Here is a 14207-nt window from a genome sequence, read left to right on the forward strand (position 1 = left end):
CTTTTTCAAACACGATAATCAGGAACCCACGCATGAATGCCCCTGCCCGGCACACCGCCTCTTATTACGCCGCCAGCAGCCTGCCGCAGCCCGATCACCCGGTGCTGCAAGGCGAGTTGATTGCCGATGTGTGCGTGGTCGGCGGCGGGTTCTCCGGGTTGAACACGGCGCTCGAACTGGCCGAGCGTGGCCTCAGCGTAGTGTTGCTCGAAGCGCACAAGATCGGCTGGGGCGCCAGCGGCCGCAACGGCGGGCAGCTGATTCGCGGCGTCGGCCATGGCCTCGATCAGTTCGCCAACGTCATCGGCGCCGACGGCGTGCGGCAGATGAAACTCATGGGCCTGGAAGCGGTGGAAATCGTCCGCCAGCGCGTCGAGCGTTTCCAGATATCGTGCGACCTGACCTGGGGTTATTGCGATCTGGCGAACAAACCCCGCGATCTCGAAGGTTTCGCCGAGGACGCCGAAGCACTGCGCAGCCTCGGATATCGCTACGAAACGCGCTTGCTGCAAGCCCATGAAATGCACTCGGTGGTGGGCTCGGATCGTTACGTCGGCGGTTTGATCGACATGGGTTCCGGGCATTTGCACCCGCTGAACCTGGCGCTCGGCGAAGCGGCGGCCGCGCAGCAACTGGGGGTCAAACTGTTTGAACACTCGGCGGTCACCCGCATCGATTACGGCCGCGAAGTGACGGTGCAGACCGCCCAGGGTTCGGTGCGCGCTAAAACGTTGGTACTCGGTTGCAACGCTTACCTGCAAGACCTCAACCCCGAACTCAGCGGCAAAGTGCTGCCGGCCGGCAGTTACATCATCGCCACCGAGCCGTTGAGCGAGGAACAGGCGCATAACCTGTTGCCGCAGAACATGGCGGTGTGTGATCAACGGGTCGCGCTGGATTATTACCGGCTCTCGGCGGACCGACGTTTGCTGTTCGGCGGCGCCTGCCATTACTCGGGGCGCGACCCGAAAGACATCGCCGCGTACATGCGGCCGAAGATGCTCGAGGTATTCCCGCAACTGGCCGGGGTGAAAATCGATTATCAGTGGGGCGGGATGATTGGCATCGGCGCCAATCGCTTGCCGCAGATCGGCCGGCTCAAGGATCAGCCGAATGTGTATTACGCCCAGGCCTATTCCGGGCACGGGGTGAATGCCACGCACCTGGCCGGCAAGTTGCTCGCCGAAGCAATCAGCGGCCAGCACAGCGGCGGCTTTGATTTGTTTGCGCAGGTGCCGCACATCACCTTCCCCGGCGGCAAGCATTTGCGCTCACCGTTGCTGGCGTTGGGGATGTTGTGGCATCGGTTGAAAGAGTTGGTTTGAGAGATTTTTGGCGTTTGTAAGGACGCCTTCGCGGGCAAGCCTCGCTCCTACAGGTATCCAGCGCATAACCTTTAGGAGCGAGGCTTGCCCGCGAATGGACCTGAAGAACACCACAGACTTCAAATCCGCCAAAACGGCTTCAGCCCCTCCTCCAGCGCTTGCTCCCGGCTCAAGCCAACATCGCGCAACTGTTCGGTCGTCAGGTTCAGCAACGCCTTGCGTGTATGCAAACGCCGCCAGAACAGATGCCAGCGACTCAGGCAGGACGGCGCATTGCGCATCGCCGCCGCGCGGGTGCCGTTTTCCTGCCCTGCCGCCAGTTCCTGACTGTGTAACGTCAGCCGCACATCGCTCAAGCCGTTCATTTTGATTGCTCCTGTTTACTTGGGTAGCCAGAGCTTTCATGATGCGCGGACGTTGAAAAGCATTACAGATTCAAAGCAACTGTATTAATTCCATACAGATTGACCATTCAAGGCTCTGAATCGCGTATTTAAAGCTGATCTGTACTGGTTAACCGCATCACCCGCGCCGAGGCTGCACCATGACTCTCTACGTCAATCTCGCCGAATTGCTCGGCACACGTATCGAACAGGGCTTCTATCGTCCCGGCGACCGGCTGCCGTCGGTGCGGGCCTTGAGCGTGGAACACGGGGTCAGCCTGAGCACCGTGCAACAGGCTTATCGGGTGCTCGAAGACAGTGGCTTGGCGACGCCGAAACCCAAGTCCGGCTACTTCGTGCCGGTTGGCCGCGAGTTGCCGGAGCTGCCCGCCATCGGTCGCCCGGCGCAACGCCCGGTGGATATTTCGCAGTGGGATCAGGTGCTGGAATTGATCCGCGCGGTGCCGCGCAAAGACGTGGTGCAACTGGGCCGGGGCATGCCGGACATCACCACGCCGACCATGAAACCGTTGCTGCGCGGGCTGGCGCAGATCAGTCGGCGCCAGGACATGCCCGGTCTGTATTACGACAACATCCACGGCAACCTCGACCTGCGCGAACAGATCGCCCGGCTGATGCTCGATTCCGGCTGCCAATTGAGCGCCGCCGACCTGGTGATCACCACCGGTTGCCACGAAGCGCTGTCCACCAGCATTCGCTCGATTTGCGCGCCGGGCGACATCGTCGCGGTGGACTCGCCGAGCTTTCACGGCGCCATGCAAACCCTCAAGGGCCTGGGCATGAAAGCCCTGGAAATTCCCACCGACCCGCTCACCGGCATCAGCCTCGACGCACTGGAACTGGCGCTCGAACAATGGCCGATCAAAGCCATTCAACTGACGCCCAACTGCAACAACCCGCTGGGCTACATCATGCCCGAGGGGCGCAAACGCGCGTTGCTGAACCTGGCGCAGCGTTTTGACGTGGCGATCATCGAGGACGATGTGTATGGCGAATTGGCCTACAACTACCCGCGTCCACGGACGATCAAATCCTTCGACGAAGACGGCCGCGTCCTGCTTTGCAGCTCGTTTTCCAAAACCCTGGCCCCAGGGCTACGGATTGGCTGGGTAGCGCCGGGCCGCTATCTGGAACGGGTGCTGCACATGAAATACATCAGCACCGGCTCCACCGCGCCGCAACCGCAGATCGCGATTGCCGAATTCCTCAAGGGCGGCCACTTCGAGCCGCATCTGCGGCGGATGCGCAGCCAATATCAGCGCAATCGTGACTTGATGATCGATTGGGTCAGCCGTTATTTCCCGGCCGGCACACGCGCCAGTCGCCCGCAGGGCAGCTTCATGTTGTGGGTCGAATTGCCGGAAGGTTTCGACACCTTGAAACTGAATCGGGCGCTGCACGATCAAGGCGTACAGATTGCCGTCGGGAGCATTTTTTCCGCCTCGGGCAAGTACCGCAATTGCCTGCGAATGAACTACGCTGCCAAACCGACGCCGCAGATCGAAGACGCCGTGCGCAAGGTCGGCGCGGCGGCGATCAAGTTGCTGGCCGAAACAGATTTCACCACCGACTGACCTTTCTCGGAAAACCGGCATCCTATGCCGACAACCGCCGCCACTCGGAACGATCCTACGTGAGAGCCAGACCACCGCTGTACGTGCTTTTGTTACTCACCGCGCTCCTTGGCGGTTGCGCCAGCATCAGCGCCCCGCGCGAGCCGAGCTCAGCGCTGCCAGCAGCCGATTCGGCGTTTGGCCGCTCGATCCAGGCCCAAGCGGCGCCGCATCAAGGGCAATCCGGGTTTCGCCTGTTGTCCAACAGCACCGAAGCCTTCATGGCCCGCGCCGAGTTGATCCGCAACGCCCAGACCAGCCTCGACTTGCAGTACTACATCGTCCACGACGGCATCAGCACGCGGATGCTCGTCGAGGAATTGCTCAAGGCTGCCGACCGTGGCGTGCGCGTGCGCATCCTGCTCGACGACACCACCAGCGACGGCCTCGACCAGATCATTGCGACGCTGGCCGCGCATCCGCAGATTCAGATTCGCCTGTTCAACCCATTGCACCTGGGCCGCGCCACCGGCGTGACGCGGGCCATGGGCCGTTTGTTTGACCTGTCGCTGCAACATCGACGCATGCACAACAAGCTGTGGCTGGCCGACAACAGCGTCGCCATCGTCGGCGGACGCAACTTGGGCGATGAGTATTTCGACGCCGAGCCGAACCTGAATTTCACCGACATCGACATGCTCAGCGTCGGCCCGGTCGCCGAGCAGCTCGGGCACAGTTTCGACCAGTACTGGAACAGTGCGCTGAGCAAGCCGATCGACGATTTCCTCAGCAGCAAACCAACCGCCAAGGACCTGCAAGAGACCCGCGCGCGGCTGGAGCAGTCTCTGCAAGAGACGCGCAAACAGAACCACGCGCTGTATCAGCAGTTGATGATTTACGACAAACACCCGCGCCTGGATATCTGGCGCAGCGAGTTGATCTGGGCCTGGAACCAGGCACTGTGGGACGCGCCGAGCAAGGTGTTGTCCAAGGGCGAACCCGATCCGCAGTTGCTGCTGACCACGCAACTGGCACCGGAACTGACCGGGGTCAGCAAAGAGCTGATCATGATTTCGGCGTATTTCGTTCCGGGGCAACCGGGGCTGGTTTACCTCACCGGGCGCGCCGACGCGGGCGTCACCGTGAGTTTGCTCACCAATTCGCTGGAAGCCACCGACGTGCCGGCGGTGCACGGCGGGTATGCGCCGTATCGCAAAGCGTTGCTGGAGCACGGGGTGAAGTTGTTCGAGTTGCGTCGCCAGCCGGGTGAAGGTGGCGGCAGTGGCCCGAACCTGTTCCGGCGCTCGGCGTATCAAGGCTCGGATTCGAGTTTGCACAGCAAAGCGATGATTTTCGACCAGAAGAAATCGTTTATCGGCTCGTTCAATTTCGACCCGCGTTCGGTGCTGTGGAATACCGAAGTCGGGGTGCTCGTGGACAGCCCGGAACTCGCCGCGCACGTGCGTGAACTGGCACTGCAAGGCATGGCGCCGCCGCTCAGTTACGAGGCGAAACTGCAGGATGGAAAAGTGGTTTGGGTGACCGAGGACGACGGCAAAATGCACACGTTGAGCAAAGAGCCGGGCAGTCTGTGGCGGCGGTTCAATGCGTGGTTCAGCACCACCGTAGGCTTGGAGCGGATGCTGTAGTCAAGCTTTACTGATCAATTGTAGCGAGGGAGCTTGCCCCCGCTGGGCTGCGAACCAGCCCCAACGTTGACGACACGAATCTACCCGTTATGTCGCGTTGGATGGTTTTACGACTGCTGCGCAGCCGAACGGGGGCAAGCCCCCTCGCCACACAAGCTCGCTCCCACAGGTTTTGTGTTCAGTTTCAGGCAGGTTCGGCCACTGCGCCAAACGCACCTTGGCGCATCAGCAATATCACCAACCCAAACGCCCCCGCCGCCATCAGCAAGGGCAACGCGTGTCCGCTGATCCACTGGCTGCCCGCCCCGGCCGCCAACGGCCCGATCAGGCAACCGATGCCCCACAGCTGCGCGATGTGCGCATTGGCCCGCACCAGCGCGTCGTCGCGGTAGCGCTCACCGATCAAGATCAGCGACAAGGTAAACAACCCACCAGCGCTCGCGCCGAACAACACCCACAGCGGCCAGATCAGCAACGTGTCGAGCAGCAGCGGAATCGCCAGGCTCGACACCAGCAGCACGACTGCGCAAGCGGTGAACAGACTGCGCCGCGACACCCGATCCGCCAGCGCGCCAATCGGCAATTGCAGCAACGCATCGCCGACCACCACCGTGCTGACCATCGCCAAAGCAATCTCGGCAGTGAAGCCCTGGCGCAGGCAATACACCGGCAGTAGCGTCAGGATCATCGCCTCGAACGCGGCGAACAGCGACACCGCCCAGGCAATCGCCGGCAAGCCTCGGCAGAACGTCCACAAATCACCGAACGTCACGCTGCTCGCTTCACTGGCCGGCGCGCCGCTGCGCCCGAGCAACAGCAATGGCGCAGAAATCAGCAAACCGACGCCGACCCAGAAACCGTAATCGTGATCAGTGCCCAAGGCCCCCAGCAACAACGGCCCGCCGAGTTGGCTCAACGCGTAACTGCTGCCGTACAGCGCCACCAAACGGCCACGCCACTGCTCGACCACCAACTGATTGATCCAGCTTTCGCCAAGGATAAACACCAACGTAAGGATCACGCCGATCATCAGCCGCAGCAGCAGCCAGATCGGGTAACTCGGCAACAGCGCCAGCAAACCGATGGACACCGCCCCGGCCCACAGGCACAAACGCATCAGGTTAGCGGTGCCGAAACGCGCCGCCAGATGGCTGGAGATCTTCGCCCCGACCAACACTCCAATCGCCGGCATGGCGGCCATGACGCCAATCGCGAATGAGCCATAACCCCAGCTCTCGAGGCGAAACGACACCAGCGGCATGCTCACGCCGAGGGCCAGGCCAACGCTCAAGACAGACGCCAACACGGCGAAATAAGTCGCCCAACGCATGTTCCACGCTCCTGTGGATATTTTTATATTCAGCACAAAACAATGTGGGAGCGAGCTTGCTCGCGATGGCGGTTGCACATTCAACACTGATGTCGACTGTTACACCGCTATCGCGAGCAAGCTCGCTCCCACAAGGGATCTTCGTTGTGTGGTGCTTACAACTTGATCCAGGTCGCCTTCAGTTCGGTGTATTTGTCGAACGCGTGCAGCGATTTATCGCGACCGTTGCCCGACTGCTTGAAGCCACCGAACGGTGCGGTCATGTCGCCGCCGTCGTACTGGTTGACCCAAACGCTACCGGCGCGCAGTGCCTTGGCGGTCAGGTGCGCCTTGGAGATGTCCTTGGTCCACACCGCTGCGGCCAGGCCATACGGCGTGTCGTTGGCGATCTGGATGGCTTCTTCGGCGGAGTCGAAAGCAATCACCGACAGCACTGGGCCGAAGATTTCTTCCTGAGCGATTTTCATCGCGTTGTTCACGCCGTCGAAAATCGTCGGCTCAACGTAGGTGCCACCGGTTTCCTGCAAGATGCGCTTGCCGCCCGCGACCAGTTTGGCGCCGTCGGTGTGGCCGGATTCGATGTAGGACAGCACGGTGTTCATCTGCTGCGTGTCCACCAGCGCGCCGACGTTGGTCGCCGGGTCCAGCGGGTTGCCCGGCTTCCAGGTTTTCAGTGCTTCGATCACCATCGGCAGGAAGGTGTCCTTGATCGAACGCTCGACCAGCAGGCGCGAACCGGCGGTGCAGACTTCGCCCTGGTTGAAGGCGATGGCGCTGGCGGCGGATTCGGCGGCGGCTTGCAGGTCCGGCGCATCGGCAAAGACGATGTTCGGGCTCTTGCCGCCGGCTTCGAGCCAGACGCGTTTCATGTTCGATTCGCCGGAATAGATCAGCAATTGCTTGGCGATCTTGGTCGAACCGGTGAACACCAAGGTGTCGACGTCGTTGTGCAGGGCCAAAGCCTTGCCGACGGTGTGGCCGTAGCCCGGCAGGACGTTGAGCACGCCTTTCGGAATACCGGCCTCAACCGCCAGCGCGGCGATGCGGATGGCGGTCAGCGGCGATTTTTCCGACGGCTTGAGAATCACCGAGTTACCGGTGGACAGCGCCGGCCCGAGTTTCCAGCAGGCCATCATCAACGGGAAGTTCCACGGCACGATGGCGCCAACCACGCCCACCGGCTCGCGGGTCACCAGGCCCAGTTGATCGTGCGGAGTCGCGGCGACTTCGTCATAAATCTTGTCGATCGCCTCACCGCTCCAGCTCAGCGCTTGCGCCGCGCCGGGAATGTCGATGTACAGCGAATCGCTGATCGGCTTGCCCATGTCCAGGGTTTCGAGCAGCGCCAGTTCTTCGGCGTGCTGCTTGAGCAGGCCGGCGAAACGGATCATCGCGGCTTTGCGTTTGGCCGGAGCGAGGCGCGACCAGACGCCGGAATTGAAAGTAGCGCGGGCGTTTTCCACAGCGCGCTGGGCGTCGGCGGCGTCACAGCTGGCAATCTTGCCGAGCAGACGGCCATCGACCGGGCTGATGCACTCGAAGGTCTCGCTGGAGACGGCGTCGGTGTATTCGCCATTGATGTAGGCGCGGCCTTCGATCTTCAGATCGCGAGCGCGTTGCTCCCAATCGGCACGAGTCAGGGTGGTCATTCGGGTGTCCTCCTCTTGTTGAATACGAGTGCCCCGCGTTTGTTCGCGAGTGCTTTCAGGAATTCCGCCCGGCCAGCCGACTTTCGGCTCAGGGCACCCGCCACCCTAAACCAGTGACCGGGGTTGTTTCAATATATTTGACATAAGGCAGGTAAACGGCCTTGCGGTGTTCATTTTAATAAACATAGACTTTGGCCTTTCCAGCTATCGCGCCGCAATCACGGGGGATTACAACAATGAATATCGAGAACGTGGTCGACTTCAGCCAAGCCAAAACCGAACCGGAACGTTATCGACCGGACGAGGCGAAAATTCTCAAGGGCGATCCCGAACAAGTGGTTTACAACCACTACAACAGCCCTTGCGGCCAGTTGAATGCCGGCGTCTGGGAAGGCGCGGTGGGCCAGTGGCTGGTGAACTTCACCGAACATGAATATTGCGAGATCGTGCAGGGCGTTTCGGTGCTGCGCGATAACGACGGCAACGGTAAAACCGTGCGCGCGGGCGATCGCTTCGTGATTCCGGCGGGTTTTCGCGGTACGTGGGAAGTGCTGGAAGCGTGCCGCAAGATTTATGTGGCGTTTGAGCAGAAGGGCTGAGGATTTGGGGATTTTGGTTGTCTGGGCCGGCCTCTTCGCGGGCAAGGCTCGCTCCTACAGGACGGACGCGATCCCTGTAAGAGCGAGGCTTGCCCGCGAAGGCGTTCTGACAGGCAACACTAACCCGTAGGCAACAAAAAAGGCCCGTATCTCGCGATACGGGCCTTTTTCGTAAGTCGGAAAAATCAATTACTTGATTTTGCCTTCTTTGTAGATCACGTGCTTGCGAACAACCGGATCAAATTTCTTGATCTCGATTTTGTCCGGCGTAGTGCGCTTGTTCTTGTCGGTAGTGTAGAAGTGACCAGTACCGGCGCTCGAAATCAAACGAATCAATTCACGCATGATTAGCTCCCTTAGATCTTGCCAGCTTTGCGGATTTCGGCCAGCACGACAGTGATGCCACGCTTGTCGATGATACGCATGCCTTTGGCAGATACGCGCAGACGCACGAAACGTTTCTCTTCTTCAACCCAGAAGCGGTGATGCTGCAGGTTCGGCAGGAAACGACGACGGGTTTTGTTGTTTGCGTGGGAAATGTTATTCCCAGTCACCGGACCCTTACCGGTAACTTGACATACTCTCGACATGCCTCAGCCCTCTAAAACCACATGCCCAACCCGGCATGGGTTGGCCGCTTAATCTCTCAGTCATTTGGCGCCAGGCGCCGCGTTTCTTTAGAGGTCTTACCGGCTACACCTACAGTGAAGGAACCGGGCCCCTAGAAAAGAGCGCTGCTTTATACCAGAAAGACCTCGAAGCAACAACATTCAGTGTGCGAAGAATTCACAAAAAGCCCATTTTCCGGGCTGTGAGCGCCTTGGATAAAGGCTATCGTCGATGGCGACCGCTCGTCGCAGAGCCTCCACCAACACCTCAACTCAAGACCCTTGCCAACCCTCACACACAAAAATCTGGCGCCTATAGTCGCCCCAAAATGAAAAAGGGGATAGTCATTTGCAAAAGAGCCCTCTAGGGTAGGCCTTTTCCAGACTGCACTTGCAGATGGGCAATCGATCTGTGAAGGAATCTGACCATGCGCCTCGCTGCCTTACCGCTGCTGCTCGCCCCTCTGCTGCTGAGCCCGCTGGCCCACGCTGCGGCCCTGACCGTTTGCACCGAGGCCAGCCCCGAAGGCTTCGACGTAGTGCAATACAACTCGCTGACCACCACTAATGCTTCGGCCGATGTGCTGATGAACCGCCTGGTGGATTTCGATACCGCCAGCGGCAAAGTGGTCGCCAGCCTCGCCGACAGCTGGGAAGTCTCGCCGGACGGCCTGACCTACGTATTCAAACTGCATCCGAAGGTCAAATTCCAAAAAACCGACTACTTCAGCCCGACCCGCGAGTTGAGCGCCGAAGACGTCAAATTCAGCTTCGACCGCATGCTCGACCCGGCGCACCCGTGGCACAAAGTCGCCCAGAGCGGCTTCCCGCACGCGCAGTCAATGCAGTTGCCGGCGCTGATCAAGAAGATCGACGCGCTTGACCCGCTGACCGTGCGCTTCACCCTCGATCACCCGGATTCGACCTTCCTCGCGACGTTGAGCATGGGTTTCGCCTCGATCTATTCCGCCGAATACGCCGACAAACTGTTGAAGGCCGGCACACCGGAAAAGCTCAACAGCCAGCCGATCGGCAGCGGCCCGTTCGTGTTTACGCGGTTCCAGAAAGACGCGGTGATTCGCTACAAGGCCAACCCCGATTACTTCGGCGGCAAGCCGTCAGTCGACCCGCTGATCTTCGCCATTACGCCGGACGCCAACGTGCGCTTGCAGAAATTGCGCCGCAACGAATGCCAGATTGCGCTCTCGCCCAAGCCGCTCGACGTACAAGCCGCGCTGAAAGAGCCGACGCTGAAAGTCGAAAAGACTGACGCGTTCATGACCGCATTCGTCGGCATCAATACCCAGCATCCGCCGCTGGACAAACCGGAAGTGCGCCAGGCGATCAACCTCGCGTTCGACAAGGCCAATTACATCAAAGCCGTGTTCGAAGACACCGCCCAACCGGCGAACGGCCCTTACCCGCCGAACACCTGGAGCTACGCGAAAAACCTGCCCGGCTACGCGCATGACGTGGAAAAAGCCAAGGCATTGATGGCCAAGGCCGGGCTCAAGGAAGGTTTCCAGACGACTATCTGGACCCGCCCTTCCGGCAGTTTGCTGAACCCGAACCCAAGCCTCGGCGCGCAGATGTTGCAGTCGGATCTGGCCGCCATCGGCATTCAAGCGGAGATCCGCGTGATTGAGTGGGGCGAGTTGATTCGTCGCGCCAAGGCTGGCGAGCATGACTTGTTGTTCATGGGCTGGGCTGGCGATAACGGCGACCCGGACAACTTCCTCACGCCGCAGTTTTCCTGCGCGGCGGTCAAGTCCGGCACCAACTTCGCGCGCTATTGCAATCAGGACCTGGACAAGCTGATCAGCGCCGGCAAAACCACCAGCGAACAAGGCGTGCGCACCAAACTCTACGAACAGGCGCAAACGCAGATCCAGCAACAGGCATTGTGGCTGCCGCTGGCGCACCCGACCGCGTTCGCGCTGACGCGCAAGGACGTGCAGGGTTATCAAGTCAGCCCGTTCGGCCGCCAGGATTATTCCAAGGTCAGCATCAAATAGTCCGACCCGACACAAAACCTGTGGGAGCGAGCCTGCTCGCCCCCATGAGTTGGCCGCAGATTTCGCGTTTACCGCAGATCAATTGTAGGAGTGAGCCTGCTCGCGATGGCGCCGTGTCAGTCAACGATCCAGTGCCTGAAAGAATGCAATCGCGAGCAGGCTCGCTCCTACAAGGGTTACGGGTTGGGCGCAGATTTTGGTTTACCGCAGATCAATTGTAGGAGTGAGCTTGCTCGCGATGGCGCCGTGTCAGTCAACGATCCAGTGACTGAAAGAATGCAATCGCGAGCAGGCTTACTCCTACAAGGGTTATGGGTTGGGCACAGATTTTGTGTTTACCGCAGAGCTCATGTGGGAGTGAGCCTGCTCGCGATGGCGCCGTGTCAGTCAACGATCCAGTGACTGAAAGAATGCAATCGCGAGCAGGCTCGCTCCTACAGGGGTGTCCCTGCGTTACATCCAGCCGTACTCAGCCATCGACAGCGGTTCCCCGTCGCCGACGATGAAATGGTCGAGCACGCGCACGTCGATCAATTCCAGCGCCTCTTGCAGGCGTCTGGTGAGCATTCGGTCGGCCTGACTCGGCTCGGGGTTACCGGAGGGGTGGTTGTGGCACAGGATCAGCGCGGCGGCGTTGTGCGCCAATGCGCGCTTGACCACTTGTCGCGGGTAGACGCTGGTGGTGTCGATGGAGCCGCGAAACAGCGTTTCGAATGCCAGCACGCGGTGCTTGGAGTCCAGAAACAGGCAGCCGAACACCTCGTGGGGTTCGTGGCGCAGCATGGATTTCAGATAATCACGCACGGCCACTGGGCTCTCCAGCACCGAATCCCGCCGCAAACGCTCGGCCAAATGTCGCCGGGCCATTTCGAGCACCGCTTGCAGCTGCGCAAATTTCGCCGGGCCGAGGCCGAGATGCCCACTGAAGGTACGCAGATCAGCCTCCAGCAAAGTGCGCAAACTGCCAAATTGACTCAACAGGTGCCTGGCCAGATCCACCGCGCTTTTGCCCAAGACGCCAGTGCGCAGAAAAATGGCCAGCAGCTCAGCATCCGAAAGACTCGCCGAACCCTGCTCAAGTAGCTTCTCCCGCGGCCGTTCCGCCGCCGGCCAATCACGAATACTCATAACACCTCCCTGGTCTGTGGGCGCCGCTGTTCCGTAGCGGTCGCTGTGATATCGTAGCCCATCTTTTTTGCGGGCGAATTCATCCCTGGGGAGGGGGTTTCGCCATGCAGTCATCAACGAAATGAAAGGCAGACCTATGCAGCGGCTGTATCGGAAACGCATCGTTCTGGGCGTCGGCGGCGGCATTGCTGCCTACAAGAGTGCCGACCTGGTCCGCCGCTTGATCGACCAGGGCGCCGAAGTGCGCGTGGTCATGACCCGTGGCGGCAGCGAGTTCATTACTCCGCTGACCATGCAGGCCTTGTCCGGGCACCCGGTTCACCTGGACCTGCTGGACCCCGCAGCCGAAGCGGCGATGGGCCACATCGAGCTGGCCAAATGGGCTGATCTGGTGCTGATCGCGCCGGCCACCGCCGACCTGATCGCCCGCCTCGCCCAAGGTATTGCCGACGATTTGCTGACCACGCTGGTGCTGGCCACCGATGCGGTGGTGGCCGTCGCGCCGGCAATGAACCAGGCGATGTGGCGCGATCCGGCGACCCAAGCCAACCTGCAAACCCTTGAATCGCGTGGCCTCAAGACCTTCGGCCCAGCCTCCGGCAGCCAGGCCTGCGGCGACGTCGGCATGGGCCGCATGATGGAAGCCACCGACCTCGCGCAGTGCGCCGCGGACTGCTTCCAGCGTCAGGCGCTGACCGGCAAACACGTGCTGATCACCGCCGGCCCGACCCAGGAAAACATCGACCCGGTGCGCTACATCACCAACCACAGCTCGGGGAAAATGGGTTTTGCCCTGGCCGAAGCGGCGGTTGAAGCCGGCGCCCGCGTGACGTTGATCACCGGCCCGGTGCACTTGCCGACGCCGGATCGCGTCACGCGCATCGACGTGGTCAGCGCTCGCGACATGCTCGCCGCGTGTGAATCGGCGATCCCCTGCGACCTGTTTATCGCCTCGGCGGCGGTCGCGGACTACCGTCCGGAAGTCGTCGCACCTCAGAAACTCAAGAAAGATCCTACGAACGGCGACGGCTTGTTGCTACAAATGGTGCGCAACCCAGACATCCTGGCCACCATCGCCACCCGTCCCGACCGTCCGTTCAGCGTCGGTTTCGCCGCCGAAACCGAACACCTGCTCGATTACGCAGCACGCAAGTTGAAAGACAAGAATCTGGATTTGATCGTCGCCAACGACGTGGCGAATCCGAGCATTGGCTTCAACAGCGAAGAAAACGCCTGCAGCGTGATCGACCGTGAACTGCACGCCACACTTTTCGCCCAGACCAGCAAGAGCAAAATCGCTCGCCAGCTGATCACTTTTATCGCCGACCGTCTGAACCAGGTTTAATTTACATGCACGCTTTGCAAGCCAAGATCCTCGACCCACGCATCGGCAGCGAATTCCCGCTGCCGCAGTACGCCACGCCAGGCTCCGCCGGCCTCGACCTGCGCGCCATGCTGGAACAAGACACCGTGATCAAGCCGGGCGAAACCCTGCTGATCCCTACCGGCCTGTCGGTTTACATCGGCGATCCGGGCCTGGCGGCGCTGATCCTGCCGCGCTCCGGCCTCGGCCACAAACACGGCATCGTGCTGGGCAATCTGGTCGGTTTGATCGATTCCGATTACCAGGGCCCGCTGATGGTTTCGTGCTGGAACCGCAGCGACAAGGACTTCACCCTCGAAGTGGGCGAACGTCTGGCGCAGTTGGTGTTGGTGCCGGTGGTTCAGGCGCACTTCGAAATGGTTGAAGAGTTCGTCGAAACCGAACGCGGTGCCGGTGGTTTCGGGCATTCCGGTAGCCACTGATCAGACGAAAACCACTGTGGGAGCGAGCTTGCTCGCGATGACGGCCACACATTCGACAAAGGTGTCGCCTGCCAGCGCGAGCAAGCTCGCTCCCACAGGTTCTCGTACTGCAAATTGCACAGCTGTCATCTGGAAGGTTTA

13 protein-coding genes are annotated in these 14207 nt (G+C 60.6%); 7 read left to right on the forward strand and 6 right to left on the reverse strand.

Annotated elements, in window-relative coordinates:
• Positions 1–32 precede the first annotated feature (32 nt).
• The gene (locus tag BI292_RS14550; RefSeq protein ID WP_101208255.1) at positions 33–1325 is read left to right on the forward strand and encodes an FAD-binding oxidoreductase; all 1293 of its coding nucleotides are present in this window, start codon (positions 33–35) and stop codon (positions 1323–1325) included.
• A gap of 119 nt (positions 1326–1444) precedes the next feature.
• Here the strand turns inward: BI292_RS14550 and BI292_RS14555 are convergent, their stop codons facing one another.
• Positions 1445–1690, reverse strand: a complete 246-nt coding sequence (locus BI292_RS14555) for a DUF1127 domain-containing protein (RefSeq protein ID WP_101208256.1) — start codon at positions 1688–1690, stop codon at positions 1445–1447.
• A 179-nt stretch (positions 1691–1869) separates the two neighbouring features.
• Between BI292_RS14555 and BI292_RS14560 the strand changes: the two genes are divergently transcribed.
• A complete protein-coding gene (locus BI292_RS14560; protein ID WP_101208257.1) occupies positions 1870–3303 on the forward strand; it encodes a PLP-dependent aminotransferase family protein in 1434 nt (477 codons plus the stop codon).
• 59 nt (positions 3304–3362) lie between these two features.
• A complete protein-coding gene (locus BI292_RS14565) occupies positions 3363–4931 on the forward strand; it encodes a phospholipase D family protein (protein WP_101208258.1) in 1569 nt (522 codons plus the stop codon).
• Positions 4932–5115: 184 nt separating this feature from the next.
• Here the strand turns inward: BI292_RS14565 and BI292_RS14570 are convergent, their stop codons facing one another.
• Together BI292_RS14570 and BI292_RS14580 are read right to left on the reverse strand one after the other, a co-directional pair.
• Positions 5116–6261 (reverse strand): MFS transporter, encoded by a 1146-nt coding sequence (locus tag BI292_RS14570; protein WP_101208259.1) that lies wholly within the window; start codon positions 6259–6261, stop codon positions 5116–5118.
• A 155-nt stretch (positions 6262–6416) separates the two neighbouring features.
• On the reverse strand, positions 6417–7910 hold the full coding sequence (locus BI292_RS14580; protein WP_101208260.1) for an aldehyde dehydrogenase: 1494 nt from the start codon (positions 7908–7910) through the stop codon (positions 6417–6419).
• A 236-nt stretch (positions 7911–8146) separates the two neighbouring features.
• Here BI292_RS14580 and BI292_RS14585 point away from each other — a divergent pair, with 236 nt between their 5' ends.
• Positions 8147–8509: a cupin domain-containing protein gene (locus tag BI292_RS14585; RefSeq protein WP_101208261.1), complete on the forward strand. Its 363-nt coding sequence runs from the start codon at positions 8147–8149 to the stop codon at positions 8507–8509.
• A 189-nt stretch (positions 8510–8698) separates the two neighbouring features.
• On the opposite strand, the gene rpmG is transcribed toward BI292_RS14585, so the two are convergent.
• Positions 8699–8854, reverse strand: a complete 156-nt coding sequence (gene rpmG, locus BI292_RS14590) for a 50S ribosomal protein L33 (RefSeq protein WP_007894709.1) — start codon at positions 8852–8854, stop codon at positions 8699–8701.
• 11 nt (positions 8855–8865) lie between these two features.
• Entirely contained in the window at positions 8866–9099 is a 234-nt protein-coding gene (gene rpmB, locus BI292_RS14595) for a 50S ribosomal protein L28 (RefSeq protein WP_007894701.1), read from the reverse strand.
• 446 nt (positions 9100–9545) lie between these two features.
• Between rpmB and BI292_RS14600 the strand changes: the two genes are divergently transcribed.
• Positions 9546–11132: an ABC transporter substrate-binding protein gene (locus BI292_RS14600; RefSeq protein WP_101208262.1), complete on the forward strand. Its 1587-nt coding sequence runs from the start codon at positions 9546–9548 to the stop codon at positions 11130–11132.
• A 453-nt stretch (positions 11133–11585) separates the two neighbouring features.
• Here BI292_RS14600 and radC read toward each other — a convergent pair whose 3' ends face one another.
• Positions 11586–12260, reverse strand: a complete 675-nt coding sequence (gene radC, locus BI292_RS14605; RefSeq protein WP_101208263.1) for a DNA repair protein RadC — start codon at positions 12258–12260, stop codon at positions 11586–11588.
• Positions 12261–12396: 136 nt separating this feature from the next.
• Between radC and coaBC the strand changes: the two genes are divergently transcribed.
• Both coaBC and dut read left to right on the forward strand, forming a co-directional pair.
• Positions 12397–13605 carry a bifunctional phosphopantothenoylcysteine decarboxylase/phosphopantothenate--cysteine ligase CoaBC gene (coaBC, locus tag BI292_RS14610; RefSeq protein ID WP_092276189.1) on the forward strand — a complete coding sequence of 403 codons (1209 nt, stop codon included), beginning with the start codon at positions 12397–12399 and terminating at the stop codon, positions 13603–13605.
• A gap of 5 nt (positions 13606–13610) precedes the next feature.
• The gene (gene dut / locus BI292_RS14615) at positions 13611–14066 is read left to right on the forward strand and encodes a dUTP diphosphatase (protein WP_101208264.1); all 456 of its coding nucleotides are present in this window, start codon (positions 13611–13613) and stop codon (positions 14064–14066) included.
• The last annotated feature ends 141 nt before the right edge of the window (positions 14067–14207 follow it).

This window comes from Pseudomonas sp. 43NM1, from assembly GCF_002836905.1.
GTDB classification, from domain to species: Bacteria; Pseudomonadota; Gammaproteobacteria; order Pseudomonadales; family Pseudomonadaceae; genus Aquipseudomonas; species Aquipseudomonas prosekii.